This is a genomic window from Buttiauxella brennerae ATCC 51605 (genome assembly GCF_001654925.1).
Lineage (GTDB): Bacteria > Pseudomonadota > Gammaproteobacteria > Enterobacterales > Enterobacteriaceae > Buttiauxella > Buttiauxella brennerae.
Genome location: NZ_LXER01000029.1, coordinates 246158 through 268982 on the forward strand (window position 1 = coordinate 246158; position 22825 = coordinate 268982).

At 50.6% G+C, this 22825-nt stretch carries 19 protein-coding genes; 8 read left to right on the top strand and 11 right to left on the bottom strand.

All coding sequences use genetic code 11. The annotated features are described in order from the left end of the window. Positions 1–38 precede the first annotated feature (38 nt). From aaeB to aaeX, 3 genes are read right to left on the bottom strand one after another with little or no spacing between them, the layout of a single operon-like run. Complete coding sequence (aaeB, locus tag M975_RS16740) at positions 39–2000, bottom strand: p-hydroxybenzoic acid efflux pump subunit AaeB (RefSeq protein WP_064561032.1); 1962 nt, start codon at positions 1998–2000, stop codon at positions 39–41. 17 nt (positions 2001–2017) lie between these two features. Continuing rightward, the gene (aaeA, locus tag M975_RS16745; protein ID WP_064561034.1) at positions 2018–2950 is read right to left on the bottom strand and encodes a p-hydroxybenzoic acid efflux pump subunit AaeA; all 933 of its coding nucleotides are present in this window, start codon (positions 2948–2950) and stop codon (positions 2018–2020) included. A gap of 7 nt (positions 2951–2957) precedes the next feature. Then, positions 2958–3161: a p-hydroxybenzoic acid efflux pump operon protein AaeX gene (aaeX, locus tag M975_RS16750; RefSeq protein ID WP_064561036.1), complete on the bottom strand. Its 204-nt coding sequence runs from the start codon at positions 3159–3161 to the stop codon at positions 2958–2960. A 158-nt stretch (positions 3162–3319) separates the two neighbouring features. Between aaeX and aaeR the strand changes: the two genes are divergently transcribed. Continuing rightward, positions 3320–4252 (top strand): HTH-type transcriptional activator AaeR, encoded by a 933-nt coding sequence (gene aaeR / locus M975_RS16755; protein WP_064561038.1) that lies wholly within the window; start codon positions 3320–3322, stop codon positions 4250–4252. A gap of 33 nt (positions 4253–4285) precedes the next feature. Here aaeR and tldD read toward each other — a convergent pair whose 3' ends face one another. The 8 genes from tldD to csrD all read right to left on the bottom strand — a co-directional run bounded on the left by tldD (position 4286) and on the right by csrD (position 16600). After that, the gene (gene tldD / locus M975_RS16760; protein ID WP_064561040.1) at positions 4286–5731 is read right to left on the bottom strand and encodes a metalloprotease TldD; all 1446 of its coding nucleotides are present in this window, start codon (positions 5729–5731) and stop codon (positions 4286–4288) included. 74 nt (positions 5732–5805) lie between these two features. Then, positions 5806–9606, bottom strand: a complete 3801-nt coding sequence (yhdP, locus tag M975_RS16765; RefSeq protein ID WP_064561042.1) for an AsmA2 domain-containing protein YhdP — start codon at positions 9604–9606, stop codon at positions 5806–5808. A gap of 59 nt (positions 9607–9665) precedes the next feature. After that, positions 9666–11135: a ribonuclease G gene (rng, locus tag M975_RS16770; RefSeq protein WP_064561044.1), complete on the bottom strand. Its 1470-nt coding sequence runs from the start codon at positions 11133–11135 to the stop codon at positions 9666–9668. Then, the gene (locus tag M975_RS16775; RefSeq protein ID WP_064561045.1) at positions 11125–11718 is read right to left on the bottom strand and encodes a Maf family protein; all 594 of its coding nucleotides are present in this window, start codon (positions 11716–11718) and stop codon (positions 11125–11127) included. Before M975_RS16775 ends, rng begins: the two co-directional genes overlap by 11 nt. Before the next feature lie 8 nt (positions 11719–11726). After that, positions 11727–12215: a rod shape-determining protein MreD gene (gene mreD, locus M975_RS16780; protein ID WP_064561047.1), complete on the bottom strand. Its 489-nt coding sequence runs from the start codon at positions 12213–12215 to the stop codon at positions 11727–11729. After that, positions 12215–13240, bottom strand: coding sequence for a rod shape-determining protein MreC (gene mreC, locus M975_RS16785; RefSeq protein ID WP_064561048.1), 1026 nt, complete (start codon positions 13238–13240; stop codon positions 12215–12217). The genes mreD and mreC overlap by 1 nt, the downstream gene beginning before the upstream one ends. A gap of 68 nt (positions 13241–13308) precedes the next feature. Then, the gene (gene mreB, locus M975_RS16790; RefSeq protein WP_000913396.1) at positions 13309–14352 is read right to left on the bottom strand and encodes a rod shape-determining protein MreB; all 1044 of its coding nucleotides are present in this window, start codon (positions 14350–14352) and stop codon (positions 13309–13311) included. A gap of 307 nt (positions 14353–14659) precedes the next feature. Further along, positions 14660–16600 (bottom strand): RNase E specificity factor CsrD, encoded by a 1941-nt coding sequence (gene csrD / locus M975_RS16795; protein ID WP_064561050.1) that lies wholly within the window; start codon positions 16598–16600, stop codon positions 14660–14662. Between the two features lie 295 nt (positions 16601–16895). On the opposite strand from csrD, the gene msrP reads away from it, so the two are divergent. The 7 genes from msrP (at position 16896) to panF (ending at position 22824) form a co-directional block, all read left to right on the top strand. Further along, entirely contained in the window at positions 16896–17900 is a 1005-nt protein-coding gene (msrP, locus tag M975_RS16800) for a protein-methionine-sulfoxide reductase catalytic subunit MsrP (protein WP_064561052.1), read from the top strand. 1 nt (position 17901) lies between these two features. Then, on the top strand, positions 17902–18501 hold the full coding sequence (gene msrQ, locus M975_RS16805; protein WP_064561054.1) for a protein-methionine-sulfoxide reductase heme-binding subunit MsrQ: 600 nt from the start codon (positions 17902–17904) through the stop codon (positions 18499–18501). Between the two features lie 232 nt (positions 18502–18733). Then, the gene (gene aroQ / locus M975_RS16810; RefSeq protein ID WP_034459855.1) at positions 18734–19186 is read left to right on the top strand and encodes a type II 3-dehydroquinate dehydratase; all 453 of its coding nucleotides are present in this window, start codon (positions 18734–18736) and stop codon (positions 19184–19186) included. Between the two features lie 21 nt (positions 19187–19207). Then, positions 19208–19681 carry an acetyl-CoA carboxylase biotin carboxyl carrier protein gene (gene accB / locus M975_RS16815; RefSeq protein WP_064514164.1) on the top strand — a complete coding sequence of 158 codons (474 nt, stop codon included), beginning with the start codon at positions 19208–19210 and terminating at the stop codon, positions 19679–19681. A gap of 10 nt (positions 19682–19691) precedes the next feature. Continuing rightward, positions 19692–21038: an acetyl-CoA carboxylase biotin carboxylase subunit gene (gene accC, locus M975_RS16820; protein ID WP_064561056.1), complete on the top strand. Its 1347-nt coding sequence runs from the start codon at positions 19692–19694 to the stop codon at positions 21036–21038. A gap of 99 nt (positions 21039–21137) precedes the next feature. Continuing rightward, positions 21138–21380, top strand: a complete 243-nt coding sequence (locus M975_RS16825) for a YhdT family protein (RefSeq protein ID WP_064561058.1) — start codon at positions 21138–21140, stop codon at positions 21378–21380. Beyond that, complete coding sequence (gene panF, locus M975_RS16830) at positions 21370–22824, top strand: sodium/pantothenate symporter (RefSeq protein WP_064561060.1); 1455 nt, start codon at positions 21370–21372, stop codon at positions 22822–22824. Before M975_RS16825 ends, panF begins: the two co-directional genes overlap by 11 nt. Position 22825 lies beyond the last annotated feature (1 nt).

Genomic DNA, 22825 nt, shown 5'->3' on the forward strand with positions numbered 1-22825 from the left:
TATAGATACAAAAAAGCCGACGTAAGCGTCGGCTCTGTTTAAGCATCTATCAGGGCGTGCTGATATTTGTGCAGCACATGCGCCAACCGCTTCACTGGTTCGGTAACCTGTAACGGTGCCTCCCAGATTCGTAACTTTTCCTGGTAAATATCTAACTCCGCCAGCAATTGTTCGAAGTAACGCCGTCTTTTATCGTCACTGGATGCAGAAATCACGCGGTCTGCCGTGTTGCGCAGTTGGCGATGGAAAGCTGAGAGATCGTCATTCACCGGTATTGGTGCATCGCGCAATCTCTGGTGAGCAATGATCAAAATCAGCGCTAAACGGTAACGGTCAATATCGCCAGGGAACGTGTTGAGCAGCAAGAAAAGTTGCTGATACAGCGCCGGAAGATGGTTCTCCTTACGGCGATTTTTATTGGTGGTCAGTGCAGAAACCGCAGCCGAGACAAACTGGTTCAACAAGGTGCGGCCGGTGCGTTCTTTCGAGTTATCTCGAATCAGCAATATCACCATCAATGCCAGGAAGCAGCCCACGATTTGCCCCAGCGCACCATCGAGGAAAGTGTTCAGGTGAAACGTCATCGGGTTATCCAGCACAATGACGTTGATTGTCCCGGCCAGTGCACCCATCGATCCCAGACGTCGTTTCTGTACTTCAATCCCGATAAAGAAGCCCAGTAAGCCGAGGCTAATACACAGCAGTAAAATGCTTTGCTGGGTAGAAGGAATGATGACAAGGAAGTAGAGAGAACCCAGCGGTAACGCCACCAGCATCCCGTATAAAAAGTCCATTGCCACCATGCGAGGGTTGGGCAAGCGCATTGCCAGTGACGTCACGACGGCAATCATAACCATCGCACCGCTTCCTGATGTCCAACCCGTCCATAACCAGAACAAACTCCCAAGCAGGCATGAAACAGTCGTGCGCCAGAAGTTGATCATCGCGTGATGGCCCTCGGCAGACTGCACTTTGACCACCACCTCCTGGTTCAATACTTCCTCTTCCACCGCACTGATACGAACGTTGCTGGCGACACCGCGTTTGAGCAACAGGTAGCGGGTGACTGCACCAGCCCAACTGCTGATGGTGACGGGGGTATTTTTTTCACCGGCATAGGAAATGACTTTGCGGACAACCTTCATCTGCTTATGAACATCAGCAGCGGTTTCCACCGGAGTCTCAAACAGCGTGCGGAACTCTGGAGTGACAAATTCCGGGCGTGTATTTTGAATCAGATAGGTTTCGCAGGCCTGCGTAATGAGCGTAAGCGAAATGGTATTGATTGCCTTCAGACGACGGTTTGCTCGCCCCCAACGTGAGGATTCGATTTTGAGATTAGTACGCATCCCTTCAAGAGCCGTAGTGCGGCGCACAAGCCCAGCCCACGCTTTATCAACCACCTCTTTATCGCCGTGAGCAATACACAGCTGCATCAGCCGATATTGATCCACCAGCAAGTTATCTAACTCGCGATCGATCTCTTGTTTGATGGAACGCGGGGAAAAGAGCAGGTCGGCAAGGATCGCACAAACAATACCAATCACGATTTCACTGCAACGCTCAACCGCAAACTGCGGTGTCAAAAGAGGATGAGCCTGAATCGTGACGATAATAATCAGCGCCGTGTAGCCAGAAAGCCCCCAGGCATAAGAGTTTTCAACTTTTACCAGTGAGGAAATCCAGGTACAAAAACCGGCCCAGATACAGCACACCAGTAGCATCACCACCGGCGCACGAATCAGTAACGTGATAATAAACAGGGCGGCAAAACAGCCGATAAAGGTGCCGACAATACGCAGCATGCCACGGTAACGAATGGCACCAGAATAGGGTTCACCACCTGCGGCAAACGCCGGACCAGCCGCAACAATAGCCGCCGTCAGCACCGCCCAGCGCGGCGTTTCAAGCTGGAAATGGAAGCCGACAAACATTGCCAGCACGATGGCAAAAGCCAACTTGAAGGCAAAGCGCAGATGCAGCCGCGAGATAAAATACATATCAACTCAACCTACGCTTAGCCGAACTCACGCAAACGATGCATGAATTTGATGAATACCGAATCGTGGTCGGTATCGCGATCTTTATCTCCCGTCACCACGACCGTTGCCGTTGTTCCGGCGGGATAAAGGTTAGCCTCTTGCTCATCAAGATGGATTCGCACCGGCACACGCTGCGCCAGACGCACCCACTCCAGGTTGGAATCAACTGTCGCCATCCCTTTGGTGTCTCTTGTGCTGCTGGCGTTGGTGACGCCGGCAGAGATGCTGTCTACCGTTCCGCGCAACACGCGATTGCTGCCCAGTGGCGTGATTTGCACACGATAACCAGGGCGGATGCCATCGAGCTTGGTTTCTTCCATATAGGCCAGAATGTAGAAAGTGCCGCGTTTAACCAGCGCAACAGCGGTGGAACCGCGGGTAATAAATTCACCGGTATACACATTAAGGTTCGTCACCCAACCTTCGGCTGGCGCACGAATGATTGTGCGTTCCATATCCAGTTGCGCCAGATCACGGGTCGCTTCGGATTTTGCTAACTGATGCAGCACGGTCTGTAGAACGTTGTTCGATTGTTCAATCTCCTCACGCGACATCGCCTGAGTCCCCAACGAATTACGACGCCCTGCTTCCCGGCGTTTTTCCCCGGCGAGTGCCTGGAAGTAAGCAACATCGGCCTGCGCCTGCTCCAGCGCTTTCTGATAGCGTGGCTGGTCGATGGTGAACAGAACCTGATCCTTTTTCACCAGTTGGTTGTCATGCACTTTTACGTCGGTGATTAAACCCGAAACGTCTGGCGCAATGGCGACAACATCAGCGGTAAATCGGGCGTCACGTGTCCACGGGGATTCGGTATAGAACACCCAGGCGCGGAAGATAGCGATGAACGCCAGCAGCACCAGAATCAGTGTGATGGCAGTGCGGGTTATTTTTCTTGTTAGTGCTTTCACATCAACCTCAAACAAACAGACGAGAGATCAGATAAAACAGGCAGCAATAAAGCGCTGTATTAAATAATGCCGGATGCCAGACAAAATCGTAAATTCCCGTCGGTGTAAGCAGACGGCGAACCAGCCAGAACAACACCAGCGAAAGAATTAGCTCGAAGAATATCGGTGGAAAAGAAAGACCGAATATCACGACTACGGGAAATAGACTCATGTTAACCTTGCAGAAAATACGGAAGACACAAACCCTGGACAGCCAGGTACACTGAGCTAACGAATGATGCGGGTTGCGTTGTTAATAGTATATTAACGTAATTGTTAGCCAGTTATCTATAATGTGTGATCTAAATCACTTTTAAGCCAGAGTGAACAATGGAAAGACTAAAACGCATGTCGGTATTTGCCAAAGTTGTCGAACTTGGCTCTTTTACCGCCGCGGCCAGGCAGTTGGAAATGAGCGTATCGTCCATCAGCCAAACCGTTTCCAAATTAGAAGATGAGTTACAGGTCAAGCTGTTAAACCGCAGCACACGTAGTATTGGGCTGACCGAAGCAGGTAAAATTTACTACCTCGGCTGCCGCAAGATGCTACATGAAGCGCACGCAGTGCATGAACAACTTTATGCATTTAATAACACGCCAATTGGCACGCTGCGCATCGGCAGTTCTTCAACTATGGCACAAAATGTACTCGCGTCCATGACTGCCGATATGCTCAAAGAGTACCCGGAGCTGACGGTAAATCTGGTCACTGGCATTCCTGCACCCGATCTTATTGCTGATGGTCTGGATGTCGTCATTCGTGTTGGCGCATTGCAGGATTCCAGCCTGTTCTCAACCAAACTCGGTTCAATGCCGATGGTGATTTGTGCCGCGAAAAGTTACCTTCAGCAAAATGGTACACCGGAAAAACCAGCCGATCTTGCCAGCCATTCCTGGCTGGAATACAGCATTCGCCCGCATAACGAATTCGAGTTGATCGCACCGGAAGGGCTGACGATCCGCATGCTGCCACAGGGGCGGTTTGTGACGAATGATCCTATGACGCTGAGCCGTTGGCTAAAACTGGGTGCCGGGATCGCTTATGTGCCGCTGATGTGGGTGATCGATGAGATCAATGATGGGACGCTTGAGATCCTGTTACCGGGTTATCAGTCGGATCCCCGCCCGGTATATGCGTTGTATACCGAAAAAGATAAATTGCCGTTAAAAGTGCAGGTGTGTATTAACTACCTGACTGAGTATTTCGTGAAGGTATCGCACCTTTATCAAGGTGTTCGCGGGATAAAAAACAGCCGGGATTAACCCGGCTGCTTTTTTACTTTTGAAAGAAAAGTTTTACGCTGTGCCGCCAACCGTTAAGTTGTCGACTTTAAGCGTTGGCTGGCCAACACCGACGGGCAGACTCTGCCCTTCTTTGCCACACACACCAACACCGTTATCCAGCGCAAGGTCGTTACCGACCATAGAAATCTGCTGCATCGTTTCGATACCGGAACCAATCAGCGTTGCGCCTTTCACCGGAGTCGTCACTTTGCCATTCTCGATGAGATACGCTTCAGACGTTGAGAACACAAACTTACCAGAAGTGATATCCACCTGCCCGCCACCAAAGTTCGGGGCGTAAATGCCGTACTCAACCGATTCGATAATCTCTTGCGGCGTAGACTTACCGGCCAGCATATAAGTGTTGGTCATGCGTGGCATTGGCAGATGTGCATAAGATTCGCGACGACCATTACCTGTTGGCGCAACACCCATTAAGCGGGCATTCAGTTTGTCCTGCATGTAGCCTTTCAGGATGCCATTCTCAATCAATACGTTGTACTGGCCCGGAACACCTTCATCGTCGATAGCCACGGAACCACGGCGATTGGCCATGGTGCCGTCATCCACAATAGTGCAAAGCTCTGAAGCAACCAGTTGCCCCATTTGGCCGCTGAATACTGAAGTGCCGCGACGGTTAAAGTCACCTTCCAGACCGTGACCCACGGCTTCATGCAACAGCACGCCAGGCCAGCCTGCGCCAAGCACTACCGGGAACATACCCGCTGGTGCTGCCACGGCAGAAAGTGTCACCAGAGCCATACGTACGGCTTCTTTAGCCCACGCATCTGCACGCACTTCACCATCAACGGTTTCGAGGAAATATTCATAACCGAAACGACCACCGCCACCGCTTGACCCGCGTTCACGTTTGCCGTCTTCTTCAACCTGAACACTGACAGACAGTCGCACCAGCGGGCGAACGTCAGCCGCCAGAGTACCGTCAGTTGCCGCGACCAGAATCAATTCATAAACACCAGTCAGGCTGGCGGTAACTTCCTGAACACGCTTGTCTGCCGCACGGGCAACGCTGTCCACACGTTTCAGGATGTCGAGTTTCTCTTCACGCGTCATGCTTTGCAGAGGGTCAGCGCTGGTATAGAGCGCGCTATGTTGCACGGCGCCTAAAGTCTGTACGCGGCCATTCCCTTTTTCCTGCACAATGCTTCGTGCCGCATGAGCACTTTGTTCCAGTGCCAGTAAGCTGACCTGGTCGGCATAAGCAAAACCGGTTTTCTCGCCGCTAACGGCACGCACGCCCACACCCTGATCGATGTTGTAAGAACCATCTTTAATGATGCGGTCTTCCAGCACCCAGGATTCGTGATAACTGGACTGGAAATAGAGATCCCCATAGTCAAGTCGACGCTCGGACAATTGTCCCAGAATGGAAAACAGATCTTGATGGGTTAAGCCATTCGCAGACAGCAACTGCTCACTTACCAGGTTCAGACTCATCGTTTTGCTACTCTTATTTGTCTATCAATTGGAGATATCTATTGAGCTTGCGGTAATTATTGTTCCGCGTCAAATCACTTAGCGTCATTAACCCTTGGCTGGCGGAGCACTTCATTAATTTGCGGTTTATCGACCGACCCGGTGATGTGATAGCGAAGTACGGATATTTTGCTCCACACTGGCCCTAACACTTTACTGGCCGCAAACACCGCGGCACCAACAATCGGGTTCACAACAAAAGCCGCCGCTACACCGACGGTTGCCGAGATTTCCGGTGCGACGACAGCTTCAACATCGAGTCGGCGTCGAACCAGATCGACGGAACCTTTCATGCCAATATCAGCTTCCAGCCCATCCACCAGGGTATCGTCACTGTGTAGCACGCCATCTTTAATCCAGGCAGTGCTGCGGATGGAGTCAAAATAGAAGCCATCGCCGAAGGTATCGCTAAAGTCGAAACGCAATTTACGCATTAATGCGTCAACACTGACCAGGCGTAGCAATTGCCCGGCGTGCCCGGTACCCAGATCGGCAATCTGACCTTTACCTAATTTGGTGTGAAGGATCCCGTTTAATGAGGCGACGTCTGGCTGCCACGGCTTATCACGCCAGTGCAAATCATAATCCACGTCAAACGATGAACCCTGGATTGGCGTTTTCACACCAAAGAAATTGGTCGCAGCATCAAGTTTGGTACCATGGAGTTTACCTTTTAATGAGGTGCGCTCTTCTGCCGGGCTGTTAACCCACTGGCCGCTGGTCGTAAGCCTTGCAAAACCGGAGTCGAGTAAACCATTTTCCAGCTCCAGCGTATTCCCTTTAACCGTGAAGTCGCCTTCAATCCGGCCATATTTTTGCCCCCACAACCAACACTCAGCACAGCGTAATTGCAGATCGGGCCAGCTGCGGAAATCAATGGCGCTATTGTCAGTTAGCGGTGAAACGCTGCCCGATTTAGCGGTGCTGTTGCCCCAGTCAGGGTTGAAATACAGGTATTTGATTGCCGCACGCCACGGTGCTTTATCCTGCATCAATAACGAGCCATTCACTTCGCGCCCCTGAGCTTCAACGCGCATTCCGCCCGGAACAGCGTGGGAAACCAGGCTCAGGTTGTTCCATTGCTGGCCCGCGAAAGTCAGTGAAGGCGTGCGTAACGTGATATCCGTCGGGAATGATGCTGAGTTACCGACACTCTCTACAGCCCCCTGGCTAAACAGTGCTAACCATTGCGCTCCGTCCATCGCGGGCAGATCAAGTTCCAGCCCGGATTGGTCCGGTAACGGTGGTGTCGTGTGACTGTTCGATGCCCAAATTGCGCGGTCAAGCGTCAGCTTTTTATTAAGCAGCCAACGGCTGGAAAAGTGGTTTTCCGCACCTGCATTCCCCGTCAGATTGAAACTGTTGAGGTCGCCTTTCACCGCAATTTTCAACGGCAGAAGTTGCCCTGCTGTCTTATCGACTGGTGCTGGTAAGTGACTGCTCACATTTTTCAGATCCGCAGCCACATTAACCTGATAATTTGCCTCACCGTGGTAAGGAAGCGTTACCGCCACATCGCCTTTCCACGGGACACTGCCGCTCAGTTCCTTATTGATGAGTTCAGGCAGAATACCCATTTTTGTCGGCTGCCAGTCACCCAGCAAATTGACGCCAATCTGGTAGTCTTTCTCACCCGTTTTGGTATTAAAATCAATCCCTACCGGTTGGTTAAACCAGGTGGCTTTCATGGGTTCGCTTTTCAAATCACCATTCACAAAGCTGAACTTACCCGTCAGGTTGTTCAACGTGCTGGAGAGAGGTTTGATCAACAGAGTATTGTTTTTGAGCTGAACATCACCCGATGCTGTCGTCATTTTGCCATCAAGGGGAATATCCAGATGTAAGCGAGCATTCACATCGCCGCCAATCTGGAGTTCATCAAGTGCCGCAGACAATGAATCTTTAAGAGGTGTGTCTTTGAAATAGGGGCCGACCGCACTTCCCGGGCCACTGATATCAGAATCAACCAACAGCCTTTCTTTCGCGTAATCCGGGATAATCGCCGTGAGATTGCGCCCCGTCACACCGCCAAGTTTCACTTCATCTGATTTCATCCACAAACCGTCATTGATGAAATCAAGCGTGATATTCAAATTGTCCAGCGCAGGCCAGTCTGGCTGGAAGGCAAATTTCGCCTTACGCAGTGGGACGTAAACCTGGAACTGGCCTTCATTATGCAAATACGGGAAGAGATGAGGATTGCCGCCGTAGACCAGCGTCGCGTTTTCAGCTTCACCCCCCTGAATCGCACCGCTGAGGTAATCCACCAGCTGTTTGCCCATCAGGTTTTCCGGGAAATAACGCCAGGCATCAGCCCCGTTGTGCGTCGTTATTCCGGCTAATATACCTAACCACGGTTCATCGCCGGTTGGCTGGTAGTAGCGGAAGTCACCCGCCGCCCAGACAGAACGGGCTTTGACATCAAGATTTTTGCCATCAAGCTGGAAACCTGCGGCATTCTTTTGCCACTCAAGTGTTGCGACACCACGCTCTACTTCGAGTGGTGCACGGAAGACGCCCTGGTACGGCATTTTGGCATCAAGTACCTGCACATTAAGCTGCCCGTGCCCCACGCTCCCGGTGACTGAACCTGAGAAGTGTTCGATGCCAGGTAACATTTTCCATTGGTTCCAGCTTACATCTTTCCAGCGCCCTTGCATGCGGGTGCTTTCCGTTTGCTGGAGTGGGATATCCACCGCCAGCACATCAATGTGCCCGCGCGGTTGTAATGTGGTCCAGATATCACCTAAATCAGGGGAGATTTTCTCGGCAATCGGTAGCAAGCCTGTGAAGCTTTCCAGCTCCATATTCGTGGCACGCACCCGCAATTCGTCACTACGAGTACTCGCTTTGCCGCCCACATCTTGCGGAGCAATCCACGCCAGTGATAACGAACCTTTCGGCCAGGTTTTACCATCAAGCGTGATATTGGTTGAAGGGATAGCAAGATCCCAGCTCGCGTCAGAACGATTGACGTGAGCCATTAAATTATCAACAGACAACTGGTGAGAGGAGCTTTTACCTGCCCAGCTCGCGCCACCCTGTTTCAGCCAGACGTTACCGCCCGTGATGTCACCTGATTTGATCTCCATCCACGCTTCAAGGCTAAATTGAGCGCTCTGCAAATCAACATTGTCTTTCATCCAGCGGCCAAGCCAGGGCTTAACATCGACGTTCTCAGCCTGCAGCCAGACTTTGCCGATGTTCAGCAAACCGTTCTCATCGCGCAGATCCATCCGCACTTTCGCCACACCATGCTGACCGTTAAAGCTTGATAAGCTGACCAACCCTTCGGCACGGTGACGGTTGTTAGTGTTAAGCCAGGTAAGTTGCGGTACGGCAAGTTCGGCACGTTGGCCAGAAAGCGTCAGGAAACTGAGGGTACTGTCGCGCAGATCAAAATGATCGAACTGGCGTAAGAAGAGATCGCTGATTTTACCCGGCTCGAATTTACTATCCCCTTTGTTTTGACTCAACGGGGTATTAGTACGCATCTGCATTTGGTAAAAAGTGAGATCGCGGAATTGCCAGCGCATGTGCAAAAGGCTTTGCCAGAGATCAAGCGCTAACGTGACACGCTTGATGTTCAGCTCACCGCCATCTTTCAGGCCCGCTTTAATATCGCGCACATCAAGCGTCGGGCCAAAATTCTCCCAGCTTGCCTGAATTTGGCTTGCATCGACAGGCGTGCCCGTCATGGCTTCGATTTTTTCGAGCAAAGCCGGGCGCCAGGCATCGAGATGCGGCAACACCAGCCGCAGACCACTCACCAGCAGTGCGACGATAACGATAAGCGTTGCGCCAGTGAGTAGCAGAATGCCGGGCAGTCGCCTCACGTATGTCTCCTTGTCTACCGCCGGAGCGGAACTCAAAACTGTGCCAACAGCACAGAGAGCTACATCATAACGACGTCAAACTGCTCCTGATTATAGAGCGGCTCGATCTGCACTTTGACTTGTTTGCCGACAAAAATTTCAACTTCGGCCAATGAATGTGACTCTTCGCTTTTTAGCGCTTCACCCACTGCAGGTGATGCATAAACCAGGAAGCGGTCGGAATCGTAAGCATGATGCACGCGCACGATTTCACGCATAATTTCATAACAGACCGTTTCAACCGTTTTCACGGTGCCGCGCCCGTGGCAAGTTGGACAATCATTGCAAAGCACATGTTCAACACTTTCACGCGTGCGTTTACGGGTCATTTCAACCAGACCCAGCTGCGAGAAACCATTAATACTGGTTTTCACACGGTCTTTACTCAACGCTTGCTCAAGCGAATGCAGCACACGCCGACGATGGTCTTCATTACTCATATCAATGAAGTCGATGATGATAATGCCGCCCAGATTACGCAAACGTAACTGGCGGGCAATCGCCTGCGTCGCTTCGATATTGGTATTGAAAATAGTATCGTCAAGATTGCGGTGACCCACAAACGCACCGGTGTTGATATCAACGGTGGTCATCGCTTCAGTTTGATCGATAACCAGATAGCCGCCAGATTTCAGCTCAACTTTTCGTTCCAGCGCGCGCTGAATTTCGTTCTCAACGTCAAACAGGTCAAAAATAGGCTGGCGACCGCTGTAGTGTTCAATTTTGCCGTGAATTTCCGGCATGTACTCTGCGGTAAATTCCAACAGCATGTCGTAAGTCAGGCGGGAGTCGACACGAATTCGGTCGAGTGCCTCGTCGGCAAAATCACGCAACACGCGCTGTGCCAACGCTAATTCACCGTACAGCTGGCATCGTGTTTTATTACGTTTTTTGCGTTCGCTAACTTTGGTCCAGACACGCTTAAGGTATGCCGCATCAGCAGATAAATCGTCTTCGCATACACCTTCAGCGGCGGTACGAATAATGAACCCACCTTGCTCATCGCAATAGGCATTCACCACACGCTTCAGGCGTTCACGCTCGGCTTCACTTTCAATACGCTGAGAGACACCCACGTGCGAAGCGCCTGGCATAAAGACCAGGTAACGGGATGGCAATGTGATATCCGTCGTCAGACGAGCGCCTTTAGTGCCCAGCGGGTCTTTCACCACTTGCACCATTAAATCCTGGCCCTGACGTACCAGCTCTGAAATATCACGCACGGTGAAGTTCTTCTGCTCTTCGCCCGCCACACATTCGGTATGTGGCATGATGTCAGAAGCGTGAAGAAACGCTGCCTTATCAAGGCCAATATCTACAAATGCCGCCTGCATCCCCGGAAGCACCCGGCTAACACGACCTTTGTAGATATTCCCTACGATCCCGCGACGTGCTTCGCGTTCAATATGGATCTCTTGCAGTATTCCACCATCAATGTAAGCCACACGAGTTTCCGATGGGGTCACATTGACTAACAATTCAGCCGTCATGTTTTCCTCGTCCATCACGCAATGCGTGAAAATTACTCAGCAATTCATAGGTTTCAACTAGCGGTAAGCCGACTACAGCATGGTAGCTGCCATTAATCTTCCTGACAAAACAACCACCAAGCCCTTGAATACCGTATGCACCTGCTTTATCCATGGGTTCACCGCTGGCCACATAACCGGCGATATCCTGTTCTGATAATGCTCGAAATGTCACTTCAGTCGTCACCAGGCAATCGAGCAATGATTCCCGGTCTGCCAGTGCAACCGCCGTCATGACCTGGTGTTGATTCCCGGACAACATGCGCAGCATGGCAGCAGCCTGTTGTTCATCTTTTGGTTTTTCCAGCACATTGCCATTGTAGATAACAATAGTATCTGCACCCAGTACCGGTAAATCACGCGGCGCTAGCGCAACACCTGCACGTGCTTTATCACGCGCAAGGCGCACAACATATTGTTGCGCGCTCTCAGAGCTCAGCCGCTGCTCTTCTACGTCAGTAATGATGCGTTCAAATGACACACCCAACTGAGTCAGAAGTTCCTGACGGCGTGGAGAACCCGATGCCAGATACAAAGATGTCATGTTCAGTCCTATTGCACAGCAAATTGTTGGCGAATTTTACGCATCAACAAAAATATCCATGGCCACAATACACCGTTGACCACACTGCTCCAGAATATTTCTGGGCGGAAAGAGACATTGATGACTAAAAATTCAGACCAGAAAACAATGACATCTGTCATCAATGACAACAGCATAACCACCAGCGCCTGTTGCCAAAGCGCGAGATTGCGGAATAGTTGGTACTTTAACGCGACCAGGTAAGCAACGATGCTCAGAGATAACGCCCGCACACCAAGAGTGGAACCACTGATCAGATCCAGTATGGCACCCACCACAAAACCGGTTCCTACATTTACGCGATGAGGCAACGCCAGAATCCAGTACAGCAGGATCAGTAAAACCCAGTCCGGACGATAGACTTTCAAATCGTCAGGCCAAGGCATTACTTGTAACAGCAAGGCGACAAGGAAAGAAAGCCAGATAACCCAACGGCCCTGGCTACGGTAACTTCCCACTACTGCCCCCCCCGGCTTGCAGGTGCCGGAGAACTGGCATTCCCTGCAGGAGCCTGCACCATTCCCGTTGCGGGGGCTGGAACAGGGGCTGGAGCCGGCGGGCCAACAGAATCAGCCGGAGGCAAAACCTGCGGCATCATTTGCATCAGACGCTCATTAGCCACGCGGTGAACTTCTTCCGGCGGCATAGGGGTTTGCCCTTCGCGATCCGCACCCCACAACAGCAGCAAATAACGCAGACGTTGCAAACCAGCGGTTGGGCGAGCCTGAATAACGGTGTACGCACGTTGAGTATCAAGTTTCACCGAAGAAACCACACCCACCGGATAACCTTCAGGGAAGCGACCACCTAAACCAGACGTCACTAATACATCGCCAACGCGAATATCAGTATTTGCCGGTAAATGTTCAAGTTGCAGGTCGTCAGTACAGCCGTTACCCGCCGCAATAATGCGAATGTCATTACGCAGAACCTGAATAGGCAGCGCATGGGTTGCATCACAGATCAACAGGACACGGCTGGTGAGTTTCGCCACCGCCACAACCTGACCTACGACACCTTTATCACTGATGACGGGTTGACCTTCATAGACACCGTTCACGCTACCTTTATCAATAACCACCTGGTCACTGTAAGGATCGTTAACGGTAGAGATAACCTGGGTCACCATTTTTTGCTCGTCCTGACGTAACGGCGAGCCAAGTAATTCACGCAAGCGTGCGTTTTCCTGACGATATTGACCCATCATCAGTAATTCGCTGTTTTTCAGGATCAGTTCCTGACGCAATGCACGATTTTCGAGTTCTAGCTGATCGCGTGATGCCAGTGTTTGCGAGACGCTGTCGAGCAATTCACGGGGACCATTCGAGACAAAATAGAAAGGACTGACGGCAGTATCCATATACGTTCGAATTTGACTGAACGTACCCAGACGGCTATCGGCAATAATGACACCAATCGCCACCAGCACCGCCAGAATAAGGCGAAACTGCAACGAAGGGCCACGGCTAAAAATTGGCTTCATAGGCTGTGCGTATTCCAGGGCCAGCAAGGAAAAGGCAGTGATAGTCACTGCCTTTTACGTGTGGCTGATTACTCTTCGCTAAACAAGTCGCCGCCGTGCATGTCGATCATTTCCAGTGCCTTGCCACCGCCACGGGCTACGCAAGTCAATGGATCTTCTGCAACTACTACCGGAATGCCTGTTTCTTCCATCAGCAGACGGTCGAGGTTACGCAGCAATGCGCCACCACCGGTCAAAACCATACCGCGCTCAGAAATATCAGAAGCCAGCTCTGGTGGGCACTGTTCCAGTGCAACCATTACTGCACTCACGATGCCTGTCAATGGCTCTTGCAGGGCTTCGAGGATTTCATTGGAGTTCAGGGTGAAACCGCGTGGAACACCTTCAGCCAGGTTACGACCACGAACTTCGATTTCACGCACTTCATCGCCTGGGTAAGCAGAACCGATTTCGTGTTTGATACGTTCAGCCGTTGCTTCACCAATCAGTGAACCGTAGTTACGGCGCACATAATTAATGATGGCTTCATCGAAGCGGTCACCACCGATACGAACGGAAGAGGAGTAAACCACGCCGTTCAGGGAGATAACGGCAACTTCAGTCGTACCACCACCGATATCCACAACCATAGAACCGGTTGCTTCAGAAACTGGCAGGCCAGCACCGATAGCCGCAGCCATTGGTTCTTCGATCAAGAAGACTTCACGAGCACCTGCACCTTGTGCAGATTCACGGATAGCACGGCGTTCAACCTGAGTTGCGCCAACTGGCACACAAACCAGAACACGCGGGCTTGGGCGCATAAAGCTGTTGCTATGCACTTGCTTGATAAAGTGCTGCAGCATTTTTTCGGTCACGAAGAAGTCAGCGATAACGCCGTCTTTCATCGGACGAATAGCCGCGATGTTGCCAGGGGTACGACCCAGCATCTGTTTAGCGTCATGGCCTACGGCCGCAACACTTTTAGGTGAACCGGCACGATCCTGGCGAATAGCCACGACAGATGGCTCATTCAGTACGATGCCTTGTCCTTTTACATAAATCAGGGTATTCGCGGTACCCAGGTCAATGGACAGGTCATTGGAAAACATGCCACGAAATTTTTTCAACATACTAAGGGATAATCCTGAAAGCTGGGGCGGAAACAAAATCCGCTTACTTTACCAACCACTCATTGCAGCGACAAGGCGCATAAATGTTCTGCAATGGTGAAAAATTGTGCAGTTTACTATGACCGTTACACTTTCGGCACGTTCATCCTCGAACCGCAGAGGAAATAAACAAACGCTGTAGGTTAAACGAACAGTGCAAGGAAGCAAACTGGGTTCATTCGTGCTTTAACAATCTGGTCAGCAGGCGTAGTCGCCCCCTTGAGATGCAGCGCGCGTTATTCTACGTCAAATATTTATAAACGGCAGGTTAAACCGAGTATCTTTGCGAATATTTTTTCACGTTGCTGTCGAGCGGTTGAGAGGCGGCAAAAAAATCCCCCTGAGCACCCGCCACACCTTTCTCTACCAGTGTCTGCCATTCACTTCGAGTTCTTACACCAACCGCAAAAACTTGTGTCTGAGTCCCGTTACAAGCCTCAACCAGACTCTGTACAAACAGCTGATTTTCGGTTCGTTTCTCAATGTTACGCACAAGCCCTGGGTGCAGTTTTATCAACTCAACGTCCAATTCTTTAATATAGGACGTGCTCACTACGGTCAAACCTGCCTGGGAGACAGCAATGCGAACCCCCAGAGCCTTGATCAAGCGAATCACAGGTTGCAAACGGCTGATGTGTTGACAAACATCTGCCTCTGCAAGTTCAAAAATAATACGTCGACGAAGCGATTTTTCTGACTGCATCAATGCATCACGCAGCCAACGCTGGAAAGGAGCACGAATCAAGGACTCAACAGAGACTTGAATTGCCAGTGTTTCTTCGGGCCAGAATCCTGCCAACGGCAACAACCGTGCAATGGTTTGTCGGTCATATTGCTCAGACAAACCAAACTGTTTCACCATCGGCAAATATTCAGCTGCCAATACTTCTTGCTCGCCGTCAAAGATTCGACACATGATTTCACGATGATGCACGTAACCATCGCGCTTCACCGCCGGTTTTTGGTAAAAACGCGGACCGCCACGCTGCAAGACCTGCTCAATGAGCGTACGCCATTTAACGTTGCCGCGCCCTTTTTCCGGCAAACTATCGTCGTATACTGACCAACTGTTTGCCCCTTGCAGCGAAGCATTACGCGTCGCGACTTCGGCGTTTTCCATTACCTGTTCTTTGCTTTGCCCGCTACGCCATGCGCAAATACCGATATGCATCATGTCATTGCGATCCAATATCCGCGTTGGCGGCAGAGAATCGACGGCATTCAGTAGCTGGCTGGCAATGCTATCGGCTTCTTTTAATGTGCGATGCGGAAGCAAAACGGCAAAATCGCTGCGGAAATAGCGTGCCAGTAAAGCCCCCGGATAGCGCATCACAAATGTCGACAACATGTTAATAATCATGAACAGATACTCTTCTACAACACTCCGTCCCCAGGTTTCATGCAAAGTATCGAAATCTGGCAGGCGGATGATCATCACGACGCCGTGCGCACCAACTTGCTCCTGCTCATCGAGCAAGGTGGCCAACTGGTTATCAAAGAACAGGCGATTATTAAGCCCTGTTTTCGCATCCTGAGCGGCGAAAGCGCGAATCAGCGTATCCATTCGGCTGCGTTGATCACTGGCGTTTTGCAGGTCAGAAAGCAACACATCAAGCGCACTGCTGGCTTGTGGCGGCCATTCCTGCACCGAACCGCGTACATCGACACCTCGTTCACCATTCAGAATACGGCGCGCGCGGCTTTCCAGTAACTCTTGCCCGGCAAGCTGATTTTTCATCCAGCGAATGGCAAAAAACAGCACGATAAGCATGAGGCCGATAGTGATAGAAAGAGGCACGGTCGTGAAGAGAGAGTTGTAGTAATTCGCCACTGGGTCGCGGTATGTCAGGCTCAGAAACATCCCCGGATGCTTCATTAATTCAACGGTTACAGTACGAAAGCTGTAGCTGTTTCCCAGCAAACGATAAGATTGGGCCAACTGGTGCTGATAAACGGTGTTACCACCAATTTTGAAATCGACCTCAGTGATATCAATCGGCACCATCACTTCATTGAGGCGTTTGATCAATGCTTCTGGAGAGCTTGAAACTAAATCGTTATCAATGATGGTGGCAACTGCAACCACGCGTTGATGAACTTTATAGTGCATCGCATTGAAGAAGCTTAATGAACAGCCCACAAGCGTCACAAAAATAGCGAGGCCGGTGAGTAATGTCATAAAAGCAGAAAGTTTCGTCGTTAATCGCATCCTTGTGTTAACTCCGTTTGGTGAAGATATACCATCTAAAATCTGTGGCCTGAGCTGTGCGGCATTACATAGTAAAAGCGCGGGTCTGGCAAACACGGTGAACAGATTCTCACCCTTTGTTGCAAAGGACCCATTTTGCACACCAGATTTCAAGTATAGCCGTCAAAGGCTTTTGTCGGATTAATGCTTTTTCGCCCACAGCCAAGCCCACTTAAGTTTCAATTTTTTGTGACAAATTCGCAGGCTTGCCTGTTCTCCGTCATGCTTAGCTTATAAAGCAACGATGGAGAATAAGATGAAGAAGGTCACCCGCTTAACTGAAGCAGATGTCACACCCGAAACCGTTTTTTTGCTCAAACGCCGCCAGGTGCTGAAGGCATTAGGTATCAGTGCGGCGGCCCTTTCGCTGCCCCAGACTGCCAATGCGGATATTCTTTCCTGGTTTAAAGGTAATGACCGACCACCCGCGCCATCAGGAAAACCTCTGCAATTCAGCCAGCCAGAACAGTGGCAGGCGAAACTGGCGATGACCCCGGAAGATAAAGTGACGGGCTACAACAATTTCTACGAGTTTGGTCTTGATAAAGCCGACCCTGCGGCAAACGCCGGGAGTTTAAAAACCGATCCGTGGAAAATCACCATTAGTGGTGAAGTCGCAAAACCGCAAACCCTCGATCTGGATGACCTGTATAAAAAATTCCCGCTGGAACAGCGCATCTATCGCATGCGTTGCGTTGAGGCCTGGTCGATGGTAGTGCCGTGGATTGGCTTCCCGCTCAGTAAATTGCTGGCGCTGGTTGAGCCCACCAGCAAGGCGAAATATGTCGCCTTTGAAACGCTTTACGATCCGGAACAAATGCCCGGTCAGAAAGACCGCTTTATAGGTGGTGGTTTGAAGTATCCCTATGTCGAAGGGCTACGCCTTGATGAAGCGATGAACCCTCTGACGCTGCTCACTGTGGGTGTTTATGGCAAAGCGTTGCCGCCACAAAACGGAGCACCAATTCGCCTCACCGTACCGTGGAAATATGGCTTTAAAGGAATAAAGTCGATTGTCAGTATCAAGCTGGTTAGCGAGCTGCCGCCTACCACCTGGAATATGGCTGCACCGAATGAATACGGTTTTTATGCCAACGTGAACCCGAATGTTGATCATCCCCGCTGGTCACAATCGAGCGAACGTTTCATAGGTTCTGGTGGCGTGCTTGATGTGAAACGCCAGCCCACGCTGCTGTTTAATGGTTATGCCGATCAAGTCGCTTCACTGTATCGCGGTTTGAATCTGAAGGAGAATTTCTAACGTGAGATTAACGGCAAAGCAGGTTACATGGCTTAAAGTAGTGCTGCATCTCGCCGCCTTTATACCTTTTGTCTGGTTATTTTATGCCGCAAGCCAGGGGCAGCTGAGCGCTGATCCTGCAAAAGACATCCAGCATTTTACCGGCAGGATGGCGCTGAAGTTACTGTTGGCAACGCTATTAGTCACACCTTTGGCGCGATACGGAAAGCAACCGCTGCTCATTCGCACCCGCCGCCTGCTGGGATTATGGTGCTTTGCATGGGCCACGATTCATCTAACCAGCTACGCTATGCTCGAGTTAGGCATCAGCAATCTGGCGCTTCTTGGTCGGGAACTGGTCACGCGCCCTTATTTAACTTTAGGAATAATTAGCTGGCTGGTGCTGCTATCATTGGCCGCAACGTCTACGCAATCTTTACAACGAAAGCTAGGGTCTCGCTGGCAAAAACTGCACAACTTCGTCTATCTGGTTGCTATCCTCGCACCCATTCATTATTTATGGTCGGTAAAGGTTATCTCACCACAACCGTTGTTGTATGCTCTCGGTGCAATCATCCTTTTAGCCTTGCGCTACAAGAAATTCCGCCAGTGGCTGCGATAACGATAGATATGTGTTCTTCCCCGCAGAAAAGTAATCAACCCTCCTCTTAAAAGGGATATCAGTTGATCATCTTCCCTGATAAGACCAGTATTTAGCTGCCAAATGCTACGAAATCGTTATAATGTGCGACTTTGGTTTTTCTGACAGGCCATTTTCTGGCTCTGAAGGTGACAACCGAGCAACTTAGGTATATTTTGTAAAATACCTACAAATTGCAGGAGATGGCAGCACGATGTCGGCTAATTTTCACATTTTGCTTTTGAACGGACCGAATCTTAACATGCTGGGAACACGCGAGCCTGAGAAGTACGGCACGCTGACTCTGGCGCAAATTGTTAACTCGCTCGAAGAAGAAGCAAAAACGCTAAATGTCTCGTTCAGCCACCTGCAATCTAATGCTGAATATGAGTTGATCGACCGAATTCATCAGGCTAAAGACACTGTCGATTTTATTCTGATTAATCCGGCCGCGTTTACGCATACGAGCGTTGCACTGCGTGATGCCTTGTTAGCGGTAGATATTCCGTTTATCGAGATCCATCTGAGCAATGTGCATGCGCGCGAACCGTTCCGCCATCATTCATATCTTTCTGATAAAGCGGTTGGTGTCATCTGCGGATTAGGCGCTGACGGCTATTCATATGCACTACAGACGGCGGTAAAACGCTTGTCAAAATCCATCTAAACAAGAGTACGGAACCCACTCATGGATATTCGTAAGATTAAAAAACTGATCGAGCTGGTTGAAGAATCAGGCATTTCTGAACTGGAAATTTCTGAGGGCGAAGAATCTGTTCGCATCAGTCGTGCACCGGTAAACACCGGCTACCCGATGATGCAACAGGCTTATGCTGCGCCAATGTACCAGCCACAGCCGCAGGCCGGCCTGTCTAACGTTGTTGCACCTGCCGCTCCGGCAGAAGCACCGGCGGCTGCTGAAATCAGTGGTCACATCGTGCGTTCCCCAATGGTCGGTACTTTCTACCGCACCCCAAGCCCGGATGCTAAATCATTTGTTGAAGTTGGCCAGAAGGTTAACGTTGGCGATACTCTGTGTATCGTTGAAGCAATGAAAATGATGAACCAGATCGAAGCTGACAAAGCTGGTGTGGTGAAAGCCATTCTGGTTGAAAACGGTCAACCGGTTGAATTTGACGAGCCGCTGGTCGTCATCGAGTAACGAGGCGAACATGCTGGATAAAATTGTCATCGCTAACCGTGGTGAGATTGCATTGCGTATTCTTCGTGCCTGTAAAGAACTTGGCATCAAGACTGTCGCAGTTCACTCCACTGCCGATCGCGATTTAAAACACGTATTGCTGGCGGACGAAACTGTTTGTATCGGCCCGGCTCAGTCCGTAAAAAGCTATCTGAATATCCCGGCTATCATCTCTGCGGCAGAAATTACTGGCGCCGTGGCGATTCACCCGGGTTATGGCTTCCTGTCTGAAAATGCCAACTTTGCTGAGCAGGTTGAGCGTTCAGGCTTTATCTTCATTGGCCCGCGTGCTGAAACTATCCGTCTGATGGGCGATAAAGTTTCTGCAATCAACGCTATGAAGAAAGCTGGCGTACCTTGCGTACCAGGTTCTGACGGTCCTCTTGACGGCGATATGGATAAAAACCGTGCCCATGCTAAACGCATCGGTTACCCGGTAATTATCAAAGCGTCCGGCGGCGGCGGCGGTCGTGGTATGCGTGTCGTACGTAACGATGCCGATCTGGAACAATCCATCAATATGACCCGTGCGGAAGCAAAAGCTGCTTTCAACAACGATATGGTCTATATGGAGAAGTACCTGGAAAACCCACGCCACATCGAGATTCAAGTTCTTGCTGATGGTCAGGGTAACGCGATCTATCTGGCTGAACGTGACTGCTCTATGCAGCGTCGTCACCAGAAAGTTGTTGAAGAAGCGCCAGCGCCAGGCATCACGCCGGAACTGCGTAAATTCATCGGTGAACGCTGCTCTAAAGCGTGTATCGACATCAACTATCGCGGTGCAGGTACTTTCGAGTTCCTGTTCGAAAACGGTGAGTTCTACTTTATCGAGATGAACACCCGTATTCAGGTTGAACACCCGGTAACAGAAATGATCACCGGTGTTGATCTGATCAAAGAACAGCTTCGCATTGCAGCGGGTCAGCCACTGTCTATCAAGCAAGAAGACGTTATTGTTCGCGGGCATGCGGTGGAATGCCGTATCAACGCCGAAGACCCGAACACCTTCCTGCCAAGCCCTGGCAAAATTACTCGTTGCCATGTGCCGGGTGGTTTTGGTGTACGTTGGGAATCGCATATCTATTCCGGCTACACTGTTCCTCCATACTACGATTCAATGATCGCGAAACTTATCTGTTACGGCGAAACCCGTGAAGTTGCGATTGCGCGTATGAAGAACGCCCTGGCTGAGCTGATCATTGATGGCATCAAAACCAACGTTGATTTGCAGACCCGCATCATGAACGATGAAAACTTCCAGCATGGTGGGACTAACATCCACTATCTGGAGAAGAAACTGGGTATTCAGGACTAAGTTTCCGCAGTCAACATCGCTAAAAGGCCGGTTATCCGGCCTTTTTCTTTTTTGGCTATGCGTTACAATCGCCGCTTTCCGCCAACTCAAGGGACAACAATGGACGCGCGTTTTGTTCAGGCCCATAAAGAAGCCCGCTGGGCACTTTGGCTAACCCTTCTTTATCTCGCAGCATGGTTAGTGGCTGCTTACTTACCTGATAACAATATCGGCCCAACAGGTCTCCCGCACTGGTTTGAAATGGCGTGCCTGCTGGTACCTTTGCTGTTTATTTTACTGTGCTGGGCAATGGTGAAGTTTATCTTCCGTGATATTCCTCTGGAGGATGATCATGCAGCTTGAAGTCGTATTACCGCTGATAGCCTATCTATTAGTGGTTTTTGGCATTTCTTTGTACGCCATGAAGCGCCGTACCACTGGCAATTTCCTTAACGAATATTTCCTTGGCAGCCGTTCAATGGGTGGATTCGTATTAGCGATGACGCTAACCGCCACCTATATCAGTGCCAGTTCGTTTATTGGTGGGCCGGGTGCGGCTTACAAATACGGTCTGGGCTGGGTTTTGCTGGCGATGATCCAGCTTCCCGCTGTGTGGTTATCGCTGGGGATTCTGGGGAAAAAGTTTGCCATTCTAGCGCGTCGCTATAACGCCGTGACCCTGAACGACATGCTTTACGCACGCTACCAAAGCCGCCTGCTGGTATGGCTGGCAAGTATTAGCCTGTTGGTGGCTTTTGTTGGCGCGATGACCGTGCAGTTCATTGGCGGCGCACGCTTACTGGAAACCGCTGCGGGTATTCCTTACGAAACCGGCTTGCTGATTTTTGGTATTAGCATCGCGCTTTACACCGCCTTTGGCGGCTTCCGCGCCAGCGTTCTCAACGATGCGATGCAGGGTATGGTGATGTTGGTTGGAACGATTTTGCTGTTGGTGGGCATCGTTCACGCAGCCGGTGGCTTGCACAACGCGGTAGATACGCTTCAACGCATCGACCCTAAGCTTGTCTCACCACAGGGTGCCGATGACATCCTTTCCCCAACGTTCATGACCTCATTCTGGGTACTGGTCTGTTTCGGCGTGATTGGCTTGCCTCACACGGCGGTGCGTTGCATCTCTTATAAAGACAGTAAAGCCGTACACCGTGGAATTATCCTCGGCACGATTGTGGTCGCAATTTTGATGTTTGGTATGCACCTGGCCGGTGCACTAGGCCGCGCCGTGATACCTGATTTGAAAGTTCCGGATCTGGTTATCCCGACGTTGATGGTCACGGTATTGCCACCTATTGCTGCGGGGATCTTCCTTGCGGCACCGATGGCGGCAATTATGTCGACAATTAATGCCCAATTGCTGCAATCATCCGCTACGATCGTCAAAGATCTTTATCTGAATATGCGACCAGATCAGATCACTAATGAAAAGCGTCTGAAAAGAATGTCCTCGGTGATCACGCTAATCTTAGGCGTGCTGCTGTTACTTGCGGCATGGCGTCCGCCTGAAATGATCATCTGGCTGAATTTGTTAGCGTTTGGTGGTTTAGAAGCCGTGTTCCTCTGGCCGTTAGTTCTGGGCCTTTACTGGGAACGTGCCAATGCTGTGGGCGCACTGAGTGCGATGATTGTAGGTGGTGGGTTGTATGCGGTACTGGCGAGCTTCAAAATCCAATTGTTTGGCTTCCACCCCATTGTGCCATCCTTATTACTAAGTTTGCTGGCGTTCCTGGTAGGTAACCGTTTCGGTGAGCCGCTGCCTGCCCCAGCACTCGTTTCAACTACTGATAAATAAA